We start from the raw sequence: 22,771 nt of genomic DNA, 5'->3' as shown, positions 1-22,771 counted from the left end.
TCTGCACTTGCCCCCCGCCTGGCTGCACGTGAGTGTCGAAACCCTGTCAGGGGGAGCTCGAGCTGATGTGGCTGTCCGGTTGTTCGAGTCGCGGCATATACCCGCCCAGTTCGCTGTGTTCGGACCGGTCCCGTACAGCGCGGCGCCGTCGGGTGCACCACCGATGCTTCGGGCCTGATCGATATCGTGCCGTGCGTGCCGACTTCCGCTCTGCGTCCGCCACCGCGCAGCGGCGAACGACATATGAGGGGGAGGTGCTGCCATGATCCCCGGCAGCATCATGGGTGTGCTGCTACTCTCGGCCGCGCCTGGCGGCGGCGCCACTGTCCCGAAGAAGGAGGATAAGGCAGCGACAGCGCTGCGGGGGCAGAGCGTGGAGCAGCTCAAGGGTTCTGTCCGCTTGAGGGGCTACAATGTGACCCGTGCGCGGCTGCTCGCAACCGGAGCGGAGCTCAAGCAGGACCAGGATTGGAAGGTCGTTGGGGAGAAGGTGGTGCTTTATCCCGCTGGCGTGGTGTTGCGCTCAAGGTGCGGCGAAGGGCCCCGGAAGGTGGCGGTGCAGATCCCGCTGGAGCAGCCGGGAGCGCTCGGTGGTAGGGTCACCCGGGTGACCGTGACCTGGTCAATCATCAAGTCGGGCTGGAGCGATGGTGCGGTAGAGCTCTTCGGCTTCGGCGTTCGCAGGCGGGCGACCAGCCGGTCTACCCAGGCTTCAACGGCCGGGCGGCGGCTCCACATTGACCTGCCGGCGGCGACTGTAGTCGCGGCGGAGGGGGTTCTCGTCGACGTTGCGGCGGCGGTGCGCTGCAGGAAAGACGGGTCGGCCACGATCAGGGTCGACGCGCTGGAGCTGGAGGTTCGGCCATGATCCAGACCCGACTGGGCGAGTGGGGAGACGACGGCGCGGAGATCGAGCGCGACGAGCTGGCATATGTGCGTGAGCGACGTTCCGCCGCGCACATCCCGTCGAACGCGCCGGCGGTGGGCCTTGCGCTCTCCGGCGGAGGAATCCGGTCGGCGACCATCTCCCTGGGCGTGCTGAAGAGCCTGAGCCGACTGGGTCTCCTCCGCTGGTTCGACTACATGTCTACCGTGTCGGGAGGCGGCTACACTGGCGCCTTCTACGGACGGCTCATCACCTCCACGTCCGGCCGGCCGGACGCACCTCCCCCGGACCTTGACGACCCGCTTGGCACTAGCGTCGGCGAGGCCGCGGTACGCCACCTCAGGAACAATGGCCGCTACCTTCTTCCGAACGGGGCGGGGGACGCAGTCCGGCTCGCTACGACCGCTGTTCGCGGCTGGCTCGCGATCCAGCTGGTTATCGGCCTGACCCTGCTCGCATTCCTGCTGACATTGAAAGCTGTCCAGGCGTCTCTTCTGCGCTGGACCGCTGTGAACGGCGTCGAGGCCTGGCTGGCTGATCGGGGCTGGAGTCCGTGGTGGTCTCCACTGGAGTGGTTGAGGGGCTACCCACTGGGCGACTACCTGATGCTCAGCGCACTCTGGATCGTTCCCGCGATCGGCGTGCTGATCGCAGCTGCGACCGGCTGGGGTTACTGGCTCGCGCGCTACGATACTGTGCCCTTGTACCGCCCGGTCCGGCTACTCGGCCCGAGCGGCATAGGTGCATTGGGCATCGCCGCCATCTCTCTGGTTCCGATAGCTGACGGGGACCTGAGAACGGCGGTCAGGTTCATCGGCGGTCTGGCGGTCGCAGCGGTGCTCTCCTACCTGGCTGCCGAGTGGCGCGCGGCTACCGGCGAAAGGGTGGCTGGCTCGGACGTGCCTTCCCCGACCCTTGCGGAGCGGCGGGAACAGGAGGATCGCGTGCGCAACCTGCTCACACGATGGACATCAGCCTCTATCGCATTTTCGATCGCCCTGTCTGTTCTCGCAGCTATCGATACGGCGGGGCAGTCCATCTACTCGCTTTACCTTCAGGAGGACCGGCCGGGCATAGTGGCACCGCTCACGGGCGCGACGATCGTGCTCGCGCTGATCCCTGTCATTCGTCGTGTGGTCGCTTGGGTTCAGGGTGCAGGTCCGATGGGAGACCTGCTACGGAAATTCGGGCGCATCCTGGCGCTCGCCGTTGCTATCCTGGTGGCTCTGGCACTGGCGTCATTCTGGGCTGTGCTGGCCGAGTATCTGGCCTGGCGTGGAGGTGCGATCGGTGGCGAGCCAAACCTCCTGCGGGCGCCGGATGAGGACATCTGGTCACTTGCGTCCGTCTGGGCGCTGGCGGCCGTATTCCTGCTCGTTGCGTGCGGCATCGGCCTGTCGATCGGCTTCCTCAACCTCTCCTCGTTCAGCGCGTTCTACTCAGGTCGCCTGCGCCGAGCCTACCTCGGCGCCAGCAACCCGGACCGGATCGCGGGCGGCGTGGCAGCGGACCGGGAGGTGCCGGGTGACGACGTCCAACTGGCCGAATACTACCGTCCAGCAAGCGGCGCGCCGCTGCACCTCATCAACGTTACGATCAACGAGACCGAGGGGGAAGGGTCATCCGTCGTGCAGCGGGACAGGAAGGGGCGCCCGATGACGATCTCGAGCGCCGGCTACCTGATCCCCACGGTCGAACGCGCAAGGAACCGCATGACGTTCGACGCGCCCGGGCGGAATGGCGGCTCCTCGGGTGCCGAGCTTCCGCTTTCGAACTGGATCGCGATCTCGGGTGCCGCCATGTCGACGGGCCTGGGACAGAACACTTCGCTCGGCGTGTCCCTGTTGGCTGGCCTCTCCAATCTCCGGCTCGGTGTGTGGTGGACGCCGCCGGGCCGGCGGGGGCTCCGACTGCTCGACCCGCGGGAATGGGTGCAGCGCTATCTGGCGGCCGAGTTCCTCGCCCGGTTCACCGGCATCTTCGGCCGTCGCTGGTACCTCACCGATGGCGGCCACTTCGAGAACACGGGCATCTACGAGCTTGTCCGGCGGCGCGTGCCCCTGATCGTCGCGTGCGACAACGGCGCCGATCCTGACTATGACTTTGGCGACGTCGTGAACCTGACCCGTAAGCTCCGGGTGGACTTTGGCGCGGACCTCGACTTCCTGCCTGCCGGGCGGCTGGACGATCTTCTGGGCGCTGACTCTCCATCGAGGCCTATCTTCGGCGAGCTGAGCGAGCTCGTTCGGCTGTCGAGGGAGAGGAGTAGCCGTGGACCGTATGCGGCTATCGGCCGGATCCGCGTAGCAGGAGAGCCTTATCTGGGCACGCTCATCCTCCTGAAGCCGCGGCTCAGCGGGCTCGAGATGGTCGACCTGCTGGACTACAATCGGGCGAACCCGGACTTCCCCCAGCAGACCACGGGCGATCAGTTCTTCGACGAGGCCCAGTGGGAGAGCTACTTCAGGCTTGGCGCGACCATTGCCGAGCTCGCGTTCTCCACTGAAACGGCAGGCGCACCGCGACAGGCGCGGCGCATGGATCCGATCCCGCCGCAGGAGGAGCAGCAGCAGACTGGAGACCCGCCAACGGGGCCGCCGCCGAAGACGTGGGTGCCGGGAGCACTGATGCCGATCAGCAGCGACGACTTCGAATGGTTCGGAAAGGAATGGTTCGGCGTCAGCTTCAGGAAACCGGATGCCGTTTCAACGCCCCCGCCCCCTCCGCCGCCGGCCGGCGCCTCCGGCCCGGCTCCGACCGGAGATCTCCTCGCGACGACCGCCGCCCGCGTGGGCACCGGACGGTTGATGGCGGGCGCAGTCGCGGCCTTGGGAACGGTGGGTCTCGCGAGCGGGATCGGGAGTGGCCTCGCTGGTGGGCAGTCCGTTCCGCAGGATCCGCCCGCGAGCGTCAGGAATGAGGCGGTCGGGGCCCCCGGCGCTGCCGTGCCGCCGAACGATACGGCGGGCGGGTCTGGCAAGGCGGACACCGATGCGCGCCTCGGCGAGGCTATCGATCGGCTGAATGCGCTGATCGACAGCATGCCGCTGAGGCAGGACCCCACCGCTGCCACGCAGCTCATCGCCCTGCGCGCGAGCTTCGACCGGTATGCGGAGAGCCGCGAGCCCGATCTTCTGCCCGGCATGATCAAAGAGCTTGATGAACTGCGCCAATTTCTCGGGGGGCGGGACGACAAGCTCGACAACTCTCTGAAGAATATTGACCGACAGCTCGGCATCCTTGCGCAGCAGGTTCGGGACGCCGGTCCGCGGCGCAACGTGAGAGGAAACTGACTCATGGCCGACGCACGCCGCGGGGCTGTGGCACTCATCCTCCTGATGCTTGCGGGCGCCTGTGCCCCGAGGCACCAGCTCGCCGCATCCTGGTACATGACGTACCCCGCGACGCAGTCCTCAAAGCGGGACAGCGGTTCGGAAGACCGGCGGGAGACGAGCGCGTCTGAAGAGGATGTCGTCGTCGTGCTGCTGAACAAGGGGCTGCGAGCCACGACGATCACCGGCGTCGCCCTCAACCTGCCCACTGCCACGCTTTATTCGGGACCGCCGCACTCGCTGCAGCCGGGCGAGGTCATGGTCCTCCCCACCGGCATCTTCCGCTCGGGTGCCGGGCCACGCCCATGCGCCGTCCCGCTTCGGCTCTACGTTGCCGTGCAGGGCGGCTCGAAGCGGCAGCTGCCGGTGGAGATCAGCGGTTTGATGCCGACCTCGCTGCCGGACCGTTGGGCGGGTCCGGGCGCCTGCAGCCAGGCTCCGCCACGCTGAGGAGTCTACATGCTCGGTCCGGTCAACGGCACCTGGAGCCTCGGCTCCCCGACATTCTGCATACCCTGGGGCCCGAGCATCGGCGACAGGGCCATGCTTCAGCCTATCGCCTGCTCCAGCTGTCGAGTCTCCTCTCGGATCGAAGGAGGGCTTGCTACCGACGGCACTTGCGCGATTTCGTGGACGTAGGAGGAGGCGAGGGTCTTCGCCAGTTCAAGTCCTTCAGGTCGCAGGTGCGGGTGGATGAGGCGCAGGTATTCGGCGGCATGCCTCAGACCTGACGCGCTTTCGAACCAGCAGACGGGCATTCTTGGAAGCCCGTGCCTTTCATTCAGCTCCGCCGCGATGCGGCTCGTCCGTACATGAAGGTCGCGGTGCAAAGGCTTCAGCGCAGCTCTGCAGATGACGCGCTCCATAGCGCGCACTTCCCGTCTCAGCCGGCTGAGCGAGGGTCCGCCCGCCCGCTCCAGGCTGCGCGCATCCCACGCATAACCCGCTGTGCTTAGCACGACGCCGAGTATGTAGCCGCCTAGGAGGCCAACGCTCATCGGCGCGATGACTGCCTCGAGTTGGGGCGACGTGAGCATGACTGAGGCACCCCGCACGGCAGCTGTCACGATTGCTCCCGCCCGGGCAGGAACACCAGTCCCCGCGGCCATCGTGTCCAGCGCCTGGTTGCCTACGGCTGCGCCGAACGCCCATGTGCAGCCGAGCAGCCCGGAGGTCACGACTGCGATCCTTCTTCTGGATTCATGCATGTCTGCGTCATCAGCTGATCTCCTTAACGTTATGGATCTGGAACGGTGAGTGGCCGGCGCGGGGTCGCGGCAAGCCTGGATCAGCAAGCGGCCATGTGAACCCGCGGCGGAACTGGCATGGCTTGCGGTAATCGGTGGGGTGGAACCGCGCTGAAGGCAGGGACACCGCTGACCAGCAGCTTCAAGTCTCCTGAGCGTGTGCAATGGCAGCTCGGCTGACGAAGGCGCCGAGCGGCGAGAGTCGGGTCCGATGTCGACTAGTAGCGAGAATGGGGACGTGGCCTTGCTATCGCCCTCATGTGCGCGGCCGAGAGAGGGTGATCAGGCAGTCAAAGCGGAGGGCTCGGCTTTGGGGCCTTGTGGGCACCTGAGCCGGTCCTGTGGTGCCTTGTCTCAAGAGCGCTGGCTCGGACCGTCCTGCGCACCACCGCGACAGGCATCTTCTCCTCGTTCAGGACCAGCATCCAGGCCTGGATGATCGGGCTGACTTCCGATCGAACTTGGCTCAACTCCGTTTTCGACGAGACCCGCTTCGACGCGATGGTCTGGAGTTCGCGATGGCCTGTCGCAAGAGGTCCCATTCTGGTGTTCTTCGTTGCCGGACTGCCACGGCCGGGTATGTGCCAGCCGTCGGTAGTGAGCACATTCCGGCTACCGCAGGAGATCGTCCACCTGCGGTGCACGATCCTTTCCCCCGGAACATGCTTCAGCAGCTTCTGGATGCCGACAGTCATTTTCGCCGCCGGACGGGTGATCGGCACTTTGATGATTTCTGGCTCTCGTCTGTTCGTTGATCTGCAAAGCTGATTGGCCAGCTTCGCGTCGGAGGGCTCGCTGCTGACCTGGGCCGCGAGGCTGCGGATCAGCGCAAGCGCCTCTTCGGAATTAGCGGCTTCGCGCCACCAGACTGCTGCTTGCTGCTTTCCTATGGGGAACTGGTCGACCACCCAGCCCGTGACGGCCCAACCGGCGTTGACGAGCAGGAGCAGCGCGAACGTCATGAACGAACGCAGAAGGAAGGCATGGGCCATGCGGATGCCCGTCACCTTCTCGTTGACGCCATCCCTGTTCCGCCGCGAGGCTCTGAGGATCTGACGGACGAGGGCCGGCCTCGGATCCTTGCGCCCGGACCAGGACCTCGTCAGGTCGCCCACATCCACCCTGTAGGTGATCGACACCCGGAGCGTCCGGAAGGCCCAGAGGCCCGCGCCGGCCACATAGAGGACGGCGATGGCGAGAAGCGCTTGGCTGAGCAGCTTCGGCGCGCCTCCGGCCTTCACCTGCCAGATGGCGTTCTGGATGTTGACGACGAGAGGAACGAAGGCTGCGCCGACGGCGAGGTAGGCGGCCGCCCGGGTGTCCGCCGTCTTCCGGCGGTCCGTCTCGGCCTCTCCCAGCCTCCGGGCCTCCGCCAGAGCCACGTCAACCTGCCGGGCCCAGTCCGCATCGTCGATCGCCCTGAGGTCGCGCTCCTCCATCGCCGCGGCGGTCCGCACCGCCGCCGCGTCGGGCTCGGTGAGGGTGGGCAGGAACCACTCCCTCACCGCTGCCCAGTTCATTGCCGCTCCAGCAGGAGGTCGACGATCGCGCTGCTGATCGGTAGTCCGGTCCTCCGCTCGATCCAGGCCCATTGGCCGTTCGGATTGATTTCGAGGAACCACAGCTGCCCGTGGACATCCTCGATCAGGTCGATGGCGCCGAACCGCAGACCGAGGTGCCTGGTAAGCTCGACGCAGAGATTCGCCTCGTGCTCGGGAAGCTCGACCGCATGGTGCGCCAGGTCCGTGCGGGATCCCTTTCGCCAGTCGACACTGGTCTCAAGCTGTTCCTGTGACTCAATGGCGGCGGCGAACACCTGGCTTCCCACCACCGTCACGCGCAGGTCGCGCCGCTTGAGGACCTCCTCCTGGATGATGATCGGCGCCAGCTGGATAGCCTTCGGGTCCTCGCCGCGAAGCTCTCGCAGGCGTGAGGTGAAGATCACCTTCCCCGCCTCGTCGCTGCCGATGAGGTTCGTCCGCAGAGGTTTTCCAATGCAGGCGCGCCGCTCGCTGAAGGGGATCACCTCGTCAACGACGTTGCTGATCAAGGTGCTGGGCACGCGGAACCCCAGCTCACTGGCGGCGCTCAGCTGCCTTGGCTTGTCCTCCGCGCGCAGTATGGCGAAGGGGGAACTCAGCCAGCGGCCTTCGAGCGCGTTCCAGAGCGACCTGAGCACCGCCGACCACTCAGCTGACACATACTCGGTTGTCGCCTCGTCCGCGTCCTCACTCGGTAGCGGGGCGCCTGGACGCCTGTAGTATGCGGCCGGCACTGAGTTCAGCGGCAGCGCCACGCCGTCACTCAGGTGAAACGTCCAGCCCTGGTCAGGTGTGAACGTGACGGAGGCGCTGGGTAGATCCTCCGTGTTCAGGCGGACGAAGTCCGCGCCCCGGCGTTTGAGTTCCAGCACGACGAAGTCCGAAGTGATGTCGCGCTTGTTCGTGACGAGCAGGATCATCGGCGCACGGGTCTTCAGAAAATGTGTCCGATCTCGTCGTCGGTCTCCTGCTTCTGTGAGGCCGTCTTCGTCTCAAGCTCGAGGCTGTGCCGGTTCGGCGGGGACTCGTCGTCCTGCTCCTGCTTGGCGGCGGTCTTGGTGGTGATCTCGACCAGGCCGCGCGTTGGTGGCGAGTCCTCATCGTCCGTCTCGTGCAGCACTTCGGTCTTGGTCTCGAGCTCCACCAGCGAGCCGACCTCGTCGTCGGCTTCCTGGTTCACCTTCGTCTTGGTGGTGATCTCCACGAGGTCCGCATCCGCGAGGGTGATGACCGGCGTCTTTCCTTCCGGCCCATCGACTACCCAGGCGTTCTGCTCAGGATCGTAGCTTCCTGGCAGCGGAGGATGATTGGTCCTCGGGGTTGCGTGGCGAAACAGGAGCGGCAAGGGACTGCTCAAGCCGTCGGGTCTGCTCATGGTGATCTCCAATCCGTTACAGAGAGAGAATGGCAGCCGGGTGATGGTGCGGCCAGTCGAACTGGAACCGTATTGGAGGCATATCCCGATCGCGAGGCGGCGGGATTGCAGATGGCGACGCTCAGGTTGAGCGGGCAGGCTCCGCCGTTACAGTAGAGACACTTCGTTCTTTTCTCGCGCTGGCTTCGCCAGACAGGCGACCTGGTATGGTTCCGACCATCTGTCGACGTGCCGCGCGACGACGAGGCAACCTGCCGCGGCTTCGGAGAGAAGGCCCGACGCAGCTTCCTCGATGCGCCTCCGCAGCTCGTTGCGGTCCGTGAGATCGTGGACGAAGAAGCCGACCGGCACCTTGCGGGCAAGCGGCGGCGTAACCTGGACGAACCCGCCGCGCTCGAACCGCCGCGTCTTCCGGCGCACGTTCCTTCGGGCCTTGTCGAGCATTCTTGTCAGCTGCACCTGCTCCTCCGGACTGGCGGCGTTGAGGAGGTGCAGCCCCATCATGGTCCATCCGGAAGGGCGCCGGTCCCCGAGCGCCAGGATTATCGACCTGAAGAGGGCGCTTCGCCTCGGAGCGGGTTTGGGAGTCCGGACCCCGCGTGGACTGCATCGTAGTGCCGGTCGATCGGAGCTGACATTCCGGACGGCGAGAAGCGCATCCGGTCCTCCTGCTTGCCGAGATTGAAGCCGGTCTCGAGGTACAGGCCGAGGAAGTCCAGCTCGTCACCAAGCAGTTCGAAGGTCCGCTGGAACGGTCCGCGCTCAGCAAGGTAGTGGATGAAGTCGATCGGCTGATCGAGGACGTCCGCCACGACCATCAGATCGGCGATGTTCATCATGGGGGCGAGCTCATGGCCATCGGGAATCCATCCCGCCTCGCGCAGCTCTGGCTCTGCCGCCGAGATGACGGACAGGTCGTCGAGCGTGATCGAGATTCTTATCACCTGCTCGATGCCTTCCGCTGGCGGCAGCCCGGCCGCCGCCAGCACACCGCGGGCATCTTCCGATCCCGACCGCGCCGCGTCGACAACCTGCTCCAGGCGCGCCGACTGGATGGAGGGCTCGAGAATCAGGTCGCGGACATGCCGCCTCACGCGGTCAGGCGCACCCCGAAGCCCTTCGGGCGTGAGATGATGGGCCTTTGCCTCGGCGACGATCATGACCTTGTCCAGAATGGCCACCGCATCGGACTCGAATCGCTGGGTGCCGAGCGTCCACTGGACGTTCGCCCGTACGTCCGCTCCCGGAAGCGCCTTCCCGAGCGTCTCGACCAGGCGCCGTTCAAGATAGTCGGCTCTCCGTTGATCAAGCAGGTCCAACGCGTTGGCCTCTCTCGCGAGGCGCCTCATGATCCGGTGCACGTGGCTCATGATGGCCTGCGGCATGGGGAAGACGAAGCGGGCTCCCATCCTGATCCCGGGTGCCAGCCATATCGGGTTTCCGAGGTAGAGGTGTTCCAGCGTCTGCGCGGCGAGCGCTCCTGGCTCGAGTGACAGCGCGTGGAGTGCGAGCCGGACCCGCTCCGCGTCGATGCCGGTCGAGGCGGACAGCTCATCCACGCTGAAGGTGACGGTGCCCGCGTGCCGCAGGTCCGCGTGGGCCATGAGCATCGCCAGGACGGTCTCTCTCGGGGTGCCGGGCGCGAAGGCCTGCTCTAGCGATTCCGGGGTGCCCAGCATGCCCGGAAAGGCCTGCAGGTAGCGCGACAGGATGTCGGGTATTGTCTTGCCGCCCGCGACCGTGGCCAGTGCCTTCAGCCAGGCGCTGGCCCGACGCTCCACATCCAGCACCATCCCCTGCGCGAGCGCGATTACGTCCGATGCGGTGAAGCCATGGAAGGCGAGGAGCGAGGCGTCCAGCTGCCCGTAGATTTCGCGTGAGATCGATATAGCGTCGCCGAAGTATCCCCAGTTGCGGATCGCCTGCGTATGGAAGCGGATCCGCTCGAGTATGCCTGCAGCCGTCCGCTCCTGGGGCTTCGTCATGTCCTTTGCTGCAACGATGCGCTGCGCCAGGAACGCCGAGGCGAGGCGCGGCAGTTCGTCGTAGACCTGCTGCACCGCGGCTGGGACTGACGGTGCGGTCGGCCACTCCTCCTGCGGAACGGTCAGCACGATCGCCTGGAGCAGCTCGACCTCGTGCTGCTCCAGCGTGTGGGAGAGTACGGCGATCGATCCGTCAGGACGAATCCGCCGCTGAAGGGCGTAGAAGGCGATCGTGGCGATCACGCCGACCGGATCGTGTGTCCGGAAGAGCGTCTGCATGGACGCGAACATCTCGGGGATGCGATCAACATGGTCCCGGGCAGCCTGGGAGATCCTGTCGCGCGTGGCACCTGCGTCTGGCAGCGGTCTCATCAGGCGAAAGGCTGGCGCGCCCCGAGCGCGCTCGGACAAGTTAGGTCCCGCCTTCTTCCTTCGCCTCCTGCTCTTTGGCATCGCGGGACAATAGAAGGCCAGGGATGCGTGGTGAAGCGTGGGATGACGAGTGGGGAACTCCGGGCAGCCGACCCGGCAGACGCCCTGCAATCCGCAGTCAGGCGCAGAACTTGACATCAGATAGGGTATAGGTAATTACCAACACTATCGGAACAGCTGAGATCGGGCGGTCTGCTCTCTCTTTTGCGCCCTTTCTGGCGGGCTGTTTCAGAGAGGTGTATCATGGAAGCGGATAGCGGACGGATGCTTCGTGTCGGACGGTTCCGGCGCAATCTGCGCCAGCTCGAGCAGTCGCTTGAGCTGCAGGCCCTCAGGATGAAGCTGCTGCGCGACGTCAATCAGGTTTCTCCACTCGTCCAGGACCTGGCGCGCACGCGCGGTGTCGATCTGAAGGAGTTCCTTCGCGACCTGAGGCCGGAGACCTGCCATCCCGGTGGTCACGTGCGCTATGTCCACGCGTGGTGGGCCCATTCGGAGCAGTGGCCAAGCTTTGCGGCGCGTCGAAGACCCCATGCCATCGGCGAGGGGGCCAAGGCCTCTGGAATTCACGCGACGAAGGCGTTCGGTGACCCGCACGCCGCACCTGGGCTGCTGCGGGTGGCGCTTCAGGATGGAGAACTCTCCGCAAAGGCGAACCTCGGTCCGGCGAAGCTCCTTGCCTACCAGTCGAAGGCTGTCGTCGTGCTCCGGACGATGACCCCTGAGATCATATGCCGGGCGCTGCGGGGCAGGATGATCGATGAGGCGGTCATGCATCCGCTGCTCGCCAGCCGCGCATACCCTATCGAGAGCTGCTTCAGCGATGAGGCGGACGGGACGACCATCTGGTTCCGAACCCCGCCGATCCCGTTCGCTCCGCCGTTCAGGCTCGTCAGGTCCGAGCGGCTCGGCATTGTCGATGTCGACGGCAGTGATGTCTAAGTCGGGGACGATGACGGCTCATGGGGCGCCCGGCAGCGCTCCGAAGGATCCGCTCGCCTGGAAGCCGGACGCTGCCGAGGTCGTCCGCTTCAGACGACGCATCGCGGCCCTTTCCGCAGAGGCGTCGCCGCTCGCACTCGACCTGGTCGCTTCGGAGGGTATCGACCTGGCGGCTCTGCTGCGGGATCTGCCGCTGCAAGCCGGATCCTGGCACGCGATCGGAGGACCTGGCCGGCAGCCGCCCGTCTGGCTGGACCCGGACTGGTATCATCCCGATCAGACGTCGCTTGGCATGGACTTCGCCTTTGCCGCAGAGCACCTCGCGGGCCGCGTGTTCAGGGCGCCCTCCCACCCCCGCGGCTGTCTCGGAATCTCGGTCACCCCCTTGGGACTTCGGGTCGTCGCTCTCATCCGCCGCAGTCTGCTCATCGTGGAGGGTGGGGAGGCGCTCGTGATCGATCCCGTCGTCATCCCGGACGTCGTGATGGTCGGCGCAACAGGTGCCCCCTCAGGAAAGCTGATCGCCAGCGAGTTCATCGGCGAGAGGGATTATCCGATCCTGTCGATCGAGCATTCGCCGGACCTCGAGCGCACCCTCGTACGGTTCCGGACGGGACTTGTGCCGTCCACCCTTGATCTGTGAGACCATACCGCCACCCGTTCAGGTCCCGGCGCCGCTGGACTCGTGTGACTCGCGCCATGGCGAACGTCCCCTGCGAACCGCTTCTCGCTCACGACGACTCCAGCATCGCCCGGACGACTTCGACAGCGAGCGCAGATGAGAGCGAGGGAGCGCCAGCGTGGTGGAGGCTAGGCCCGGACGAAGTCCGCGTGCGCGCATCCCGCCTTGGCTGGAAAGGGCCGGCCTGGAGCATGGACGAGGAGACCGGCAGGGAGTGGATCGAGGGCTCGGACGTGCTGCTTGGCCAGGCCTCGGTGTCGGCGGAGACCATCTACTCGCTGCTCGACATGCTCAGGGCACATCTGACCCTGCCAGGAACAGCGAGATCGCCTTGCTACACCATAGCCGGCGTCCGCCGGTGCTTCGCAGATCCGGATGCCGACACTGAAAGGCAGTGCCTCGTCTTCGATATCGATCTCGACGACGTCATCGTGCCGGTCGCGGTGCATGAGCGCGCCTTCTGTCCGGCGGAAGGCTCAAGCCTCCCCGACATGATATCGGGCTTGGTCGACGCGATCGACGCAGCTGCGATCGGTCGCACGGAGTTGCTCGAGCAGGAGTTGGGGCTCCGGCGCGCGCTCGAGGGACTGGTCCCCAGCGGGGTCACTCCGCTTTGGCTGCGAAGACGTCCGGAAATCGTCCGTGAGTTCGACGCGCCTCTCCCTCCTCTCCCGTTCGAGGCGGTGGTGCTGTTCTCGGGCAGCCGGCCGACGCCTTTTCTCCGGGGACACAACTTCCTGTCCGGAGAGAAGGACTTGGCACGATGGCTCAACGACATCGCGCCCCATCAAGCGGCATCATGAGGCCGCGCCCGCTGAGATAGACCATGGATCACCGCGGCAGCGAGTGCGCCTGTCTCAGGTCCGACGCTTGTATCGATTACCGACAGGCGCCTCGATCGGTGTGTAGTTCGGGGCCTGCAGTTCGTCCGTCAAACGCATGAGGGCGAGCACATCCATGTCCAGAAGCGTGGCGTCGTCTCCGAGAGTGTGCCGCAGCCAGTCGATCACGGCCTGCCCGGCTGGCGCCACGTCGATCACGGTGGCCTGACGGAACCCGATGCTGGGCTCGTCCAGCCACTTCGGCGCAGCCGCGGCGCGTGCTGCCTTGGTCGGCTTGCCCTCGGCGTCATCAGGGTCCCTGGCGCTCCAGAGTTCGCCAAGCCGGCCGCGGGCCACAAGCCTGACGCGTGCGACTTCTGCTTCGGGAGCGATGTCGGGAGCCATCGCAGCGGAGAGGGCGCCTCCAGAAAGCACCAAAACCCCTTCCAGGTCGTGCGGCCGCCCTTTGTTACGGAGCAGCGCTTCTGGGTGCAGCCTTGACGCATAGGCACGAAGGAATCCGACCTCGTTGTCCCGGGCGATCTTCACCGCCTGCATCGGGGGGAGGTGGCTCTCTAGGAGAGCGAGCAGCGTGGTGATCCGGAAAATCTGGCGCACGGTGTGGCCGCTGCGCAGCATCGGATCGGACTTCAGGCTGTCGGGCCAGTCCCATGACGTGAGCGTCCTCAGGCGCTCGCGGATGAGGCGCCTGCTCTCGGGATCAACCGCGCTCGCCAGCTGATCCCAGTCCGCTCCTGTCCGAGGTTTCCCCTCGACGTCTGGGTCGTCGGAGGCGCCGCCAAGCAATGCGATCGTCGCGATGCGCTCGAGATGCTTGCCCGGGATGCGGAAGGGTCCGTCGGCCACAGGCGGAGGTCTACGGCTTGACAGATCGAGCGCAAGAGGGCACATAGGTGTTGGTAAATACAGACACCTTAGCAATCGCATTCTGTTGAAGAGGAAGATCCTGTGCTCCACCTGACCAGAAAGCGCTTCTCGGAAGCGTCCAAGCGTCTGAAGCGCATCCTGCAGGATGATTTCGGCGAGGCGACCAGGCTCAATCACTGCCAGAAGGCGCTCGCGGAGGGCCTCGATTTCGGCAACCTGCAAGAGCTCTCCATCGCCATCCCGACCGGGACGTTCTGGAACCGCGAGTGGTGCATCTACCATCTCGTGGAAGAGGGCTACGTCAGCTCCGCCGATGTCGCCGAAGAGGCGCTGATCGCTTTGGAGAAGCGGCTGCCATGGCTGAGCCATAATCCCCCCGAAGAAGAGCACGGGAACGGCGTTGATAATCTGCAAAGTGTTCTTCCCCCTTAGTGAACAATGAACAGTTATATCGACAATAAGATGCCTTATTAGACGCATGAACAACTGTTCACTTCGAACTATCACTTCCTAGATACATTGGAATAAGGAGCGGCTTGCCATGGCCTACGTTCTTCAGCGCTTTAATCCTTGGGCTGGCGATGTCAGTCTGGCCCACGCGGGTCCTGAGCTCCGCGCATCATCCGTCCTTCCGTTCGGAATGCCATTCCTGGTCGAGCGGGACACCCGGCACATTCCCATCCCCGCCCTCAGCTATCAGCTATCGATCTGCGACGTGCCCACGCGGAAGCACCGCGATGCCTCGACCTTTCCGGTCAATACCGCGCTCGCGTCGGGCCGGGCCCTGAAGAGCCTTCACGAGCAGCTGCAGCTCGAGCGGATGACCGAGGCGGAGATCGACGATGAGTTCCTCGCGGATTGGGTGGGCGACATGGTCGCCACCGTAAGCGACCAGACGGGTCGGCCCCTCCAGCGCTCAACCATAACCAACCGCATCCACTTCGCCATGGCTTTCATGCAGCACGCTAATCGGAAGGGCCTGATAGACGTGCACGTGGACAGGGACAGCGCTCTGCGCCTCGCCTGGGGTGTGGACCACCTCTACAAGCCCGATGGCACGCGCATGCATGGTGTGAACGCCTCAACCCTGAGGCGGGACATGATCCGGCCGATCCTGCTCAGCGAGTGGCGCCGCATCGCACCCGCCCTCGGGCCCACGCCGAAGGAGCAGGCGATGGGTCGCGACCAGCGCTCGTGCCGCCCGCGCGTGGCTTCGGAGATAGCTTTGCGCGACGGCCTCCGGGCCTGCGAGGTAGCGGAGGGACTCCAGGTGGATGCGATTATGGGCATCACCGTCACCGATCCCGACGCAGACTACGAGCTGATGCTCACCCGCACAAAAGGGCGCGCTGGACGGAAGGCGCATCTGCGTGGCCACAGCATCCTGAACTCGCAGGGATACGCCAGGGGAGAGCGCGCCGCCTGCATTGCCGCGGCGAAAGCCAGGGGACTCGGCGACTGGGTCGAGCCGACGGAGCTGCTCGTCAATGGGCTGGGGAGCGGACGCAACGTCGGTCGGACCGTGCAGCCCACGACGCTGGAACGTGACTTTGGCCAGTCCCAGCTGTCGATCGGAATGACAGTGGAGGGCACCAGGCGCGTCGGGGACGGGCGGCTGGTTACGGTTCGTCGTCCCCTCCACAGCTTCCACGACCTCCGGCACACCGCAGCGCTGTGGCAGCTGCATGAGGCAATCCGCCGAGGCGACCCCGATCCGGTCGCGATGGTGCAAGTGATTCTCGGACACCGCCGCCGCTCGAGCGCCGAGGTGTATCTCCAGCCGGACCGCTCGATTGTGCAGCAGGTCGGCGACCTCATGCGGCGACTGATCAAGGGGCTGGCGGATGCTTGAGCGCTCACAGCTCACCGCCACCGAGCGAAGGTGGCTGGATCGTCAGGAGGAGCGGCAGCGGAACCGAACGGAAAAAGCGCGCCGCAGGGTGGTGCAGTCCGAAGTCCTCGCCGCCTCCGCGAGCAGCCAGATGGGCACCGGCCCGGATGGAGTGGAGACATGCCCTGAGCGACTTCGCGATATCGCGCTGGAGCAACTCAGTCGGCTCGGGATGGTCGCCCGGTATGAGGATATACGTCGGGACACTCCCCTCGTCGTGACTGAGTTTCGGCGCAGGTGGATCGTCAGCCTCGCACACCCTCGTTACCGTTGCGGCCGCCACACCTCGCTCGTGGAGGAGGTGTTGGCGATCGGCGCGTTCGGCGCGCTTCTTCTCGACGCGTTGCGCGAAGAAGCTCCCAGCTTAGCGCCGGACACCCTGATGACAAAAGTCAGGGCTCTGGTGCATTTCAGTCGCCACATTGCGGACCTCGGCCTGGCGGGGAAGCTCGGCCGATCGGTTCCGGCGGATCTGTTCCTCCAGATCGAAGACCGGGTCTGCGTCTCCAAGGGTCTGAAGGAGGTGCCGGGCCGGATCGGGTGGGGACTCAACTCTATTCGCCGTCTCGTTAAGGGACTGCCGGCGCACGGTCACGTGGACGTCACCGCGGCGAGAGTGGGTTGGGACGCTCCTTCCGAGAACAGGCCGGAGCTGAAGGACTTCGAGGTTGAGCGGCTTGTGAAACGGTGCCGACAGGAGATTGGTGACACCATGCGCCTGATCGCCGCCTGCGACGCGCTGCCGGGGCACCCGCCTGCGCCTGGCGCGCCCGCAGATGAGGTGATCGCCTATATGCGCCGGACCTATCCCGGGGGACCACCCACGCCTTCGGCCCTGCGGCGCCGGCACCCGGAACTGGCCGAGGCTCACCGGGTCTACGGCCTGCGCGACCTCGTCTGCCGGGGCTATCCCGCGCTCCGCAACCTTGCGCCTTTCGCTACCCTCCTGACTCTTACGACGGGCCTGAACGCGTCCCTCGTCGTGAGTGCGGCCGAAGATGAATTTGTGGAGCGCACCGTGCTCGGTATCGCCCAACTCGTGCTCGCGGGATCGCCTGGCCAACCGGATGGGGAGGAGGGCGGGACGGATCTTCTGGCGAGCGGGCTCGAGCGCGCGCATGAGGAGGAACGGTTGGAAGGCGCTCCGTGGAAGGCGCGCTCGCGCAGGGTGCAACCGGTCAGCTGCCCCGTGGATCCGGCGTTCGACAATCCGGCCACGATGGTGAGCTTCCTCAGGAGTTGGACTGCACCGCTCCGCGCACGAGCGCCCGTCTCGCTGGCTGGCAAGCTCTTCATAGGCCTGGACCAGGTGCGCTTCGGGGTCATCGGGCTCTGCGGGGCCAGAGATAAGAACATGAAGCGCTACATGGCGGAACTCTGCGCGGACGCTGGCGTGCGTAGGCTTCCGCCCAAGGTCCTCCGGCTCGCGTCCACCGAACTCGTCCGCGAGGCGACCGCCGATGATCCAGCGATGGTCCAGGCGATCGGCAACTGGCGCCACCTGCACACAGCCGACGAGCACTACCGTTCGCTGAACTCGCGATCCGAGGAGGATGTGATCGAGGCCATGAGGATGCACTGGCGCGAGGCGGCCGCGGGCGTCGTGGTGTCTGACCGGGAGCCCGGGGAGGACCGGGCTGCGGCCAGCCCCGGCTTCATCTGCCTGGAGCCGCTGCGCTCGCCGGTCGAGATCGTCCCGAGGGGCGATCTCTGCTTCGCCACGGGACACTGCCCCACCTGCCGCCACGCGCGCGTCGACTTCAGCAGCCCGAACGCCTTTGCCCGCCTGGTCGCGCTGGCGCGGGCCATTGAGGACCTCCGGCCTGGCGAGGAGGACGACTGGGATCCCCTGGCCGTGCACTGGGCCGCGAAGTGGCAGCCGAAACTCGATCGCACTCGACTTCTGCTCGCGGCCTTTCCAACGGAAGTCATCGACGAGGCGAAGCTCCTCCCGGTGACCAGCTACCCGAGGCTACAGCCATGACGACGAAGACGACCACCGCCCGGATCGTGGCTGCAGGGGGCGGCCTTCAGCCTCTAGGTGAGCTGATCCGAGGGCGCGCGCCGGTCTCCAGCACCTCGACCTTCGACGAGGATGTCTGGTTTATCGACCTTCCGGCACATAAGGGCGGCCGCTGCCGGATTGACTTCCGCATTGTCGAGGAGCCGCTCAGGTCCCGCGGCAAGGCACTCCTGTGGGCCACGATGGCCACGCCGAGGCGGGCCCATCGGGCAGACCTCGCCAGCGTTGTGGCCATCGCGCCCAGCGTGATCAGGCTCCTGACATGGCTGGAAACCAGGTGCGTGCACGACTTCGCCGACTGCGACGCGTGGATGCCCGAGGAGCATCTCGAGGACCTCGCCCGGTGGCTGGAGCAGCAGGCCGAGGAGCTCGAGGACGCAGGACTTAACGCGAAAGAGGGGGAAGGCGCGGGGGACGTGGTCTCCGGTGCGCGGGCTGTCTCCAATGCCCGCACAAAGGCGCGGGCCTTCCGCGGTCAGGCATGCCGCGCGTGGACACCCTTCGATCCTGAGGCAGAAGGCGCCGTGGGCGAGGCGCGGAGCGCGGCAGGCCTCGATGGTTCCGCGTCCGGCTGGGCTCCCGCCGTCATCGGGACGAGGAGCCTCTCATACCCCAGTCTTGGACGGAACGGGCACATCTCGCGAGGCGCGCCTGCTGGAGTGTTCGACGCGTGGGCGCGGCTGCACCGGCATGGCCCGGACCTTGCCCGGATGGGGGTGGCCCCGATGACGGAGATGCCGTTCGGCGGGGAGCTTCGCGAGCACTTCCTCCGGAAGTGGTCAGCGCTCTACAGTAACGCAGTCTCAGCTTTGCCTGATCCCGTGTTCGTGGCCGCAGCAAGGGGCGCCGAGCGGATGATCGGCACCCCTGCCGACGACGTTGTCGCGCTCGTGGAGCGGGTGACGGGCGGGATCGCAAACGGACTGACCTTGTTCGAATCACTTCGCCGTTGCCAGGATCACCCCTTCGCTGTCGTGGAGGGCGAGACCCGCCCTTGGTCGGACAGGTTCACCCAGGCGCCCACTGACCCGACCCGAGCGATCGCCTTCTTCTCGCTGATCCGGCTCGTGCGGGACGCGGCGGACACCCTCCTGTTCGCCCATGGCGGCATGCGCCCGTCGGAGGTGATCGTTGCAGAGGGCGGGGTTCGGCCGCACGAGCGGCCCCGCACGCTGCCGGAGAGGACCAGGACGCGCCACGCGGCGGAGGTGGAGTCGGGCTGCGTTCTTCCCGTGGCCCTGCGGGAGAGCCTCTCGCACAGCGGTCTCACCGTCGCCTTCCACTTCGCCTCCTGGGTCGTGAAGGGGAGGAAGGACTGGAGGCCGGCCACATGGCTGATAGGAGGGATGACCGACGGCGGGTCGGTGCCGCCGGCCGTCCGGGCCACGATCGTGCTCGAGCGTCTGTTCGCGCCGCTCAGGCGGTTCGCCTGCGAAGGCAGCACGAGGCTCCAGCTGGCGGTCAGGTTCGACCCGAACGAGCCGGTGCCCGACGAGCTGGTGATGCAGCCGCTCTGCACGAGGGCGCTGTGCACCAGTCTGAAGCAGAGCCTCTTCGAGTTCTGCGACTTCTCCGGGCTGCCTGACGAGTGGCACGGGATCGACCTTCGCCGCTACCGAAGTCGCCCGTCGATCTCTGCCTACCAGTTCCGCAAGGCCTGGGCGCAGGCGGTCTACAGAATGGAGCCGCGCCTGAAGTCAGCGATTGCGAGGCAGCTCAAGCATGTGAAGGTCGCTGTGACCGAGCAGTTCTACATCACCGATGATCCAGTCCTGCGGCGCCACCTCGACGGCATGGCAGTCCGCCAGTCCAACCAGCTATTCGAGCGCCTGATCGACGGTGAGGTCAAGGTGGCCGGCGGAATGGCTCCGCTGATCGAGCGCGAGATGGAGAAGGTCCGTGCTCGACTCGGCGACGTCACCGGGCTGGAAAGGCAGCAGGCCATTGCCCAGCAGGCGGCTTTGCAACAGGCCAAGGTGTTCTTCTTCTCCGACGCCCACTGCTTCATCGGCCTCCGCCCCAGGGCCAGCCTGTGCAACCGCTTCGGGCGCGGCGCCCACTGGGCGCGTCAGGCGCCGGACACTTCGGTGCGGGACCGCAACCTGTGCGCGGACTGCCCCTGCGCACTTTTCTCCCCAGAGCACGCACCTGCGCTGCTGAGGAGCTACGTGGCAGACCGCCGGGCCTGGCTGGAAGCGGAGGCAGCCGGACTGGCGGACTGGCACCTGATCTCCCGTGCGAGGGCGGGTCGGGACGCCAGGCTGCTGTCGCAGATGGGTGTGCGGATACCGACCGACGCGGAGGTGATGGATGGCTGACGAGGGTGACGTCACCGGCCAGCCGGAGTCTCCGCCTGTGGCCTGTCAGAGCGGCATAGCGCCCCCGGGCGGTGATCCGGCCGGCGACTTCCGGTGGGCACTCGCCCGGCTCGTGGACCGCGGAACGCCTTTCTCGCTGTCCGAGGTGGCACGGGTCGCCCGCAGGTCGCGGACGCTCATCGGCTACGACGGCTGCGACCTGCCGGACGTCCGCCGCGAGGTTCTGGACGGAATCGCGAGCGTCGATGCCCGCAGGCCCGCCCGGCCTCGACGCGACGGCGGCGCCCCCACGGTGGGGCGCATCAGCGATCTGGAAGCGCGCCTGCGCAGGGCCGACAGCCGGAACGCCGTGCTGGTGTCCCGTGCGCTCGAGGCCGAAAGGGGACGCCTGACGGCGGAGCGGCGGCTCCAGAGGCTGCGCGAGCGCACCCGCGGTGCTTCGCCCTTTCTGGAGGATCCCTGCGAACCCGCTTCGTCCGGAAAGGACAGGTCCGGCGGCTTCGAGGCCGATCCGGGACCTCGGGACGACCATGGCGAGGAGGGATCCGAAGGTTGAGGTTCCTGCCGCTTCGGACGAGTGCCGCGACTGCCGCTTGCAGGTCACCTGCTTCAAGGACCTCGCAGCCGCGCTCGTTCCGCCCTCCAGGCCGCGAGTAGCGCAGGCGTCAGTTGAAGGCGGCGCTCCGCTTGCGCGCGTGCGTCTGTCAGCAGCCGACGCCCGGGATCCCCGCGAACTGCACCCGGACCGTGCGGTGACCGAGCATCCTGGAGAACCGCTGGTAGTTCCGGTTCGCGAGCCGCCACCTGCCCGCCACGATGGCCGGATGGACCCCTGCCTTCGCGGCGAGAGCCTCCACTTCGGCCTTGCTGGTGTATTCGCCCTGGTTGAACCCTCTCCAGAGGTCGGGCGGGATGAGCGCCTCCTCGGCGATCCGGTCCGCCTCCCGCTCGATCTTCGACGAGGACCCGATGTCCAGGTCGTCGATGATCGCGGGACGGCCGGCGCCGATGTGCTTCCAGACGTGGGCGAGCTCGTGCATCAGCGTGAACCAGAAGCTGTCCACCTGGTCCCGCCGGAGCGACAGGGCCACGACGGGGACCCCGTCCGCGCGCAGCATGGCGGCCCCGTCCAGGTGGGTTCCCGGAAGTGTGGGCACGACCACGAAGGCGACGCCGAGGCCGGCGAGTTCCTGGGGAACGCGGGCAGGTCCGTCCTCGGACGCGCTCAGCCGGGCGATGTCCCGCATCGAGCGGCCCAGGCGGTTGGCATCGAACCGCTCATCCACCTTCGCCTCCTCGGACCTCACGAGCGCGCCGGCGCACCATGCCTGCATGGAGGCCGCGTCGGTCTTCGCGTTGGTCCTGTCCGACCGGGTCTGGCGCAGCATGGCGAGCGCGGGCGACCCCCGGGTCGCTCGTTCGACGAACGCGGCCAGGCTCTCGCCGATCCGCATCAGCCCCCAGGAGGTCAGTCGCTGCTCCACGGGCTTGGGTAGCCGTCGCGGCTGCTCCGGCGATGCCTCGCCTCCGAGGAGTGCCTCGGCTGGGATGCCGAGGTGCAGGTTGAGCGCGCGGATCATGTCCAGCGACAGAGGTCGCGTGCCGTTGAGGACCTCGCTGACCCGCGAGCGGGAACCGAGGATCGGCTCCATGTCGCGAGGTGTCAGTCCCTGCTGCTCCATGCGGAAGCGGATGGCCCCCAGCGGGGTCGGAGCCGGGATGTGGAAGTTCTGCTCCTCATAGCGGTCGAGAAGGGCCGCGAGCACGTCGAACTCGTCGGACTCGGGCGTGCCGGGCTCGGCTTCGGCGATCTCCTCGAGACGCGCGAGTGCTGCCTCGTAGTCGTCCTCCGTCCGGATCGGCTTGACTTGTACGGTGTTCACTTTTTCCCTCCACCTACTGTCTCTGCCGAGATCGCGTCATATTCCTCATGAGTCCCGATGAACTTGATCAGGACTCTCTGCTTCGCGTAGATCACGTGCACGACGAGCCGGTACTTGTTGCCCGCTATGTTGAAGATCACCCGGTTGTCGCCGACGAAGCTGGCGGACCGGTACTTCTCCTTGATGTCGGCGGGCGTCTTCCAGGCGGCCGCGGTCGTCTCGAGATACCACGCCTGGAGCGGCTCTTCGGAGTCGCCGCGGTTCGGCGTTTCCCAGAACTTCCGTAGCGCGCTCCTGCTCAGCACTCTCATGTAATCTGCCCTGCGGAATGCACGATGTCAATGGATGTTCCCAAAACGGGAACAGTGGTGAGGCCATACGCGGCACCTGGAGCTGTCGCAAGCGCGGAGCCGTTGCCGGTCGGGACCTGCAGCGAGCACCCGGTGACTGGTCTCGGGCTCGTCGCGGCTCGGTCGCTCCCGCACTAGCGCGGGCCTGTGCTCGCGTCCGCAGGAGATCGAGCCG

20 protein-coding genes are annotated in these 22,771 nt (G+C 66.4%); 11 read left to right on the top strand and 9 right to left on the bottom strand.

Translation table 11 applies throughout. The features are described 5' to 3' along the window. Window positions 1-262 precede the first annotated feature (262 nt). The 3 genes from VGT77_RS04690 to VGT77_RS04680 all read left to right on the top strand — a co-directional run bounded on the left by VGT77_RS04690 (window position 263) and on the right by VGT77_RS04680 (window position 4,668). Window positions 263-868, top strand: a complete 606-nt coding sequence (locus tag VGT77_RS04690; RefSeq protein ID WP_327460059.1) for a hypothetical protein — start codon at window positions 263-265, stop codon at window positions 866-868. Beyond that, window positions 865-4,179, top strand: a complete 3,315-nt coding sequence (locus tag VGT77_RS04685; RefSeq protein WP_327460057.1) for a hypothetical protein — start codon at window positions 865-867, stop codon at window positions 4,177-4,179. Before VGT77_RS04690 ends, VGT77_RS04685 begins: the two co-directional genes overlap by 4 nt. A 96-nt stretch (window positions 4,180-4,275) precedes the next feature. Beyond that, the gene (locus VGT77_RS04680; RefSeq protein WP_327460055.1) at window positions 4,276-4,668 is read left to right on the top strand and encodes a hypothetical protein; all 393 of its coding nucleotides are present in this window, start codon (window positions 4,276-4,278) and stop codon (window positions 4,666-4,668) included. Window positions 4,669-4,766: 98 nt separating this feature from the next. On the opposite strand, the gene VGT77_RS04675 is transcribed toward VGT77_RS04680, so the two are convergent. The 6 genes from VGT77_RS04675 to VGT77_RS04650 all read right to left on the bottom strand — a co-directional run bounded on the left by VGT77_RS04675 (window position 4,767) and on the right by VGT77_RS04650 (window position 10,738). Continuing rightward, window positions 4,767-5,396, bottom strand: coding sequence for a hypothetical protein (locus VGT77_RS04675; RefSeq protein WP_327460053.1), 630 nt, complete (start codon window positions 5,394-5,396; stop codon window positions 4,767-4,769). Between the two features lie 359 nt (window positions 5,397-5,755). Beyond that, window positions 5,756-6,985: a hypothetical protein gene (locus VGT77_RS04670; protein ID WP_327460051.1), complete on the bottom strand. Its 1,230-nt coding sequence runs from the start codon at window positions 6,983-6,985 to the stop codon at window positions 5,756-5,758. Further along, entirely contained in the window at window positions 6,982-7,926 is a 945-nt protein-coding gene (locus VGT77_RS04665) for an MvdC/MvdD family ATP grasp protein (protein WP_327460049.1), read from the bottom strand. The genes VGT77_RS04670 and VGT77_RS04665 overlap by 4 nt, the downstream gene beginning before the upstream one ends. 14 nt (window positions 7,927-7,940) lie before the next feature. Continuing rightward, window positions 7,941-8,381, bottom strand: coding sequence for a hypothetical protein (locus VGT77_RS04660; RefSeq protein ID WP_327460047.1), 441 nt, complete (start codon window positions 8,379-8,381; stop codon window positions 7,941-7,943). Window positions 8,382-8,528: 147 nt separating this feature from the next. Next, on the bottom strand, window positions 8,529-8,885 hold the full coding sequence (locus VGT77_RS04655) for a hypothetical protein (protein ID WP_327460045.1): 357 nt from the start codon (window positions 8,883-8,885) through the stop codon (window positions 8,529-8,531). 38 nt (window positions 8,886-8,923) lie between these two features. Next, complete coding sequence (locus VGT77_RS04650; RefSeq protein WP_327460043.1) at window positions 8,924-10,738, bottom strand: hypothetical protein; 1,815 nt, start codon at window positions 10,736-10,738, stop codon at window positions 8,924-8,926. A gap of 303 nt (window positions 10,739-11,041) precedes the next feature. Between VGT77_RS04650 and VGT77_RS04645 the strand changes: the two genes are divergently transcribed. The 3 genes from VGT77_RS04645 to VGT77_RS04635 all read left to right on the top strand — a co-directional run bounded on the left by VGT77_RS04645 (window position 11,042) and on the right by VGT77_RS04635 (window position 13,225). Continuing rightward, window positions 11,042-11,740, top strand: coding sequence for a hypothetical protein (locus VGT77_RS04645; RefSeq protein ID WP_327460042.1), 699 nt, complete (start codon window positions 11,042-11,044; stop codon window positions 11,738-11,740). A 10-nt stretch (window positions 11,741-11,750) separates the two neighbouring features. Further along, window positions 11,751-12,383 carry a hypothetical protein gene (locus VGT77_RS04640; RefSeq protein ID WP_327460040.1) on the top strand — a complete coding sequence of 211 codons (633 nt, stop codon included), beginning with the start codon at window positions 11,751-11,753 and terminating at the stop codon, window positions 12,381-12,383. 188 nt (window positions 12,384-12,571) lie between these two features. Then, the gene (locus VGT77_RS04635; protein ID WP_327460038.1) at window positions 12,572-13,225 is read left to right on the top strand and encodes a hypothetical protein; all 654 of its coding nucleotides are present in this window, start codon (window positions 12,572-12,574) and stop codon (window positions 13,223-13,225) included. A gap of 54 nt (window positions 13,226-13,279) precedes the next feature. On the opposite strand, the gene VGT77_RS04630 is transcribed toward VGT77_RS04635, so the two are convergent. Continuing rightward, on the bottom strand, window positions 13,280-14,110 hold the full coding sequence (locus tag VGT77_RS04630) for a hypothetical protein (RefSeq protein ID WP_327460036.1): 831 nt from the start codon (window positions 14,108-14,110) through the stop codon (window positions 13,280-13,282). A 102-nt stretch (window positions 14,111-14,212) separates the two neighbouring features. Here VGT77_RS04630 and VGT77_RS04625 point away from each other — a divergent pair, with 102 nt between their 5' ends. From VGT77_RS04625 to VGT77_RS04605, 5 genes are all read left to right on the top strand, one after another. Continuing rightward, a complete protein-coding gene (locus VGT77_RS04625; RefSeq protein WP_327460035.1) occupies window positions 14,213-14,563 on the top strand; it encodes a hypothetical protein in 351 nt (116 codons plus the stop codon). A 109-nt stretch (window positions 14,564-14,672) separates the two neighbouring features. Next, window positions 14,673-15,983, top strand: coding sequence for a hypothetical protein (locus VGT77_RS04620; RefSeq protein ID WP_327460033.1), 1,311 nt, complete (start codon window positions 14,673-14,675; stop codon window positions 15,981-15,983). Then, a complete protein-coding gene (locus VGT77_RS04615) occupies window positions 15,976-18,006 on the top strand; it encodes a hypothetical protein (protein WP_327460031.1) in 2,031 nt (676 codons plus the stop codon). Before VGT77_RS04620 ends, VGT77_RS04615 begins: the two co-directional genes overlap by 8 nt. Then, window positions 18,003-20,363, top strand: a complete 2,361-nt coding sequence (locus VGT77_RS04610; RefSeq protein WP_327460029.1) for a hypothetical protein — start codon at window positions 18,003-18,005, stop codon at window positions 20,361-20,363. The genes VGT77_RS04615 and VGT77_RS04610 overlap by 4 nt, the downstream gene beginning before the upstream one ends. Next, the gene (locus tag VGT77_RS04605) at window positions 20,356-20,919 is read left to right on the top strand and encodes a hypothetical protein (RefSeq protein ID WP_327460027.1); all 564 of its coding nucleotides are present in this window, start codon (window positions 20,356-20,358) and stop codon (window positions 20,917-20,919) included. The genes VGT77_RS04610 and VGT77_RS04605 overlap by 8 nt, the downstream gene beginning before the upstream one ends. Before the next feature lie 148 nt (window positions 20,920-21,067). On the opposite strand, the gene VGT77_RS04600 is transcribed toward VGT77_RS04605, so the two are convergent. Together VGT77_RS04600 and VGT77_RS04595 are read right to left on the bottom strand one after the other, a co-directional pair. Further along, window positions 21,068-22,246 (bottom strand): ImmA/IrrE family metallo-endopeptidase, encoded by a 1,179-nt coding sequence (locus tag VGT77_RS04600; RefSeq protein ID WP_327460025.1) that lies wholly within the window; start codon window positions 22,244-22,246, stop codon window positions 21,068-21,070. Then, entirely contained in the window at window positions 22,243-22,557 is a 315-nt protein-coding gene (locus VGT77_RS04595) for a type II toxin-antitoxin system HigB family toxin (protein WP_327460022.1), read from the bottom strand. Before VGT77_RS04595 ends, VGT77_RS04600 begins: the two co-directional genes overlap by 4 nt. Window positions 22,558-22,771 lie beyond the last annotated feature (214 nt).

This window comes from Sphingomonas sp. (assembly GCF_035944535.1).
Classification (GTDB): Bacteria; Pseudomonadota; Alphaproteobacteria; order Sphingomonadales; family Sphingomonadaceae; genus Sphingomonas_B.
Note: the sequence above shows the minus strand (reverse complement) of the source record. Positions and strands in the feature narration are given on the sequence as shown.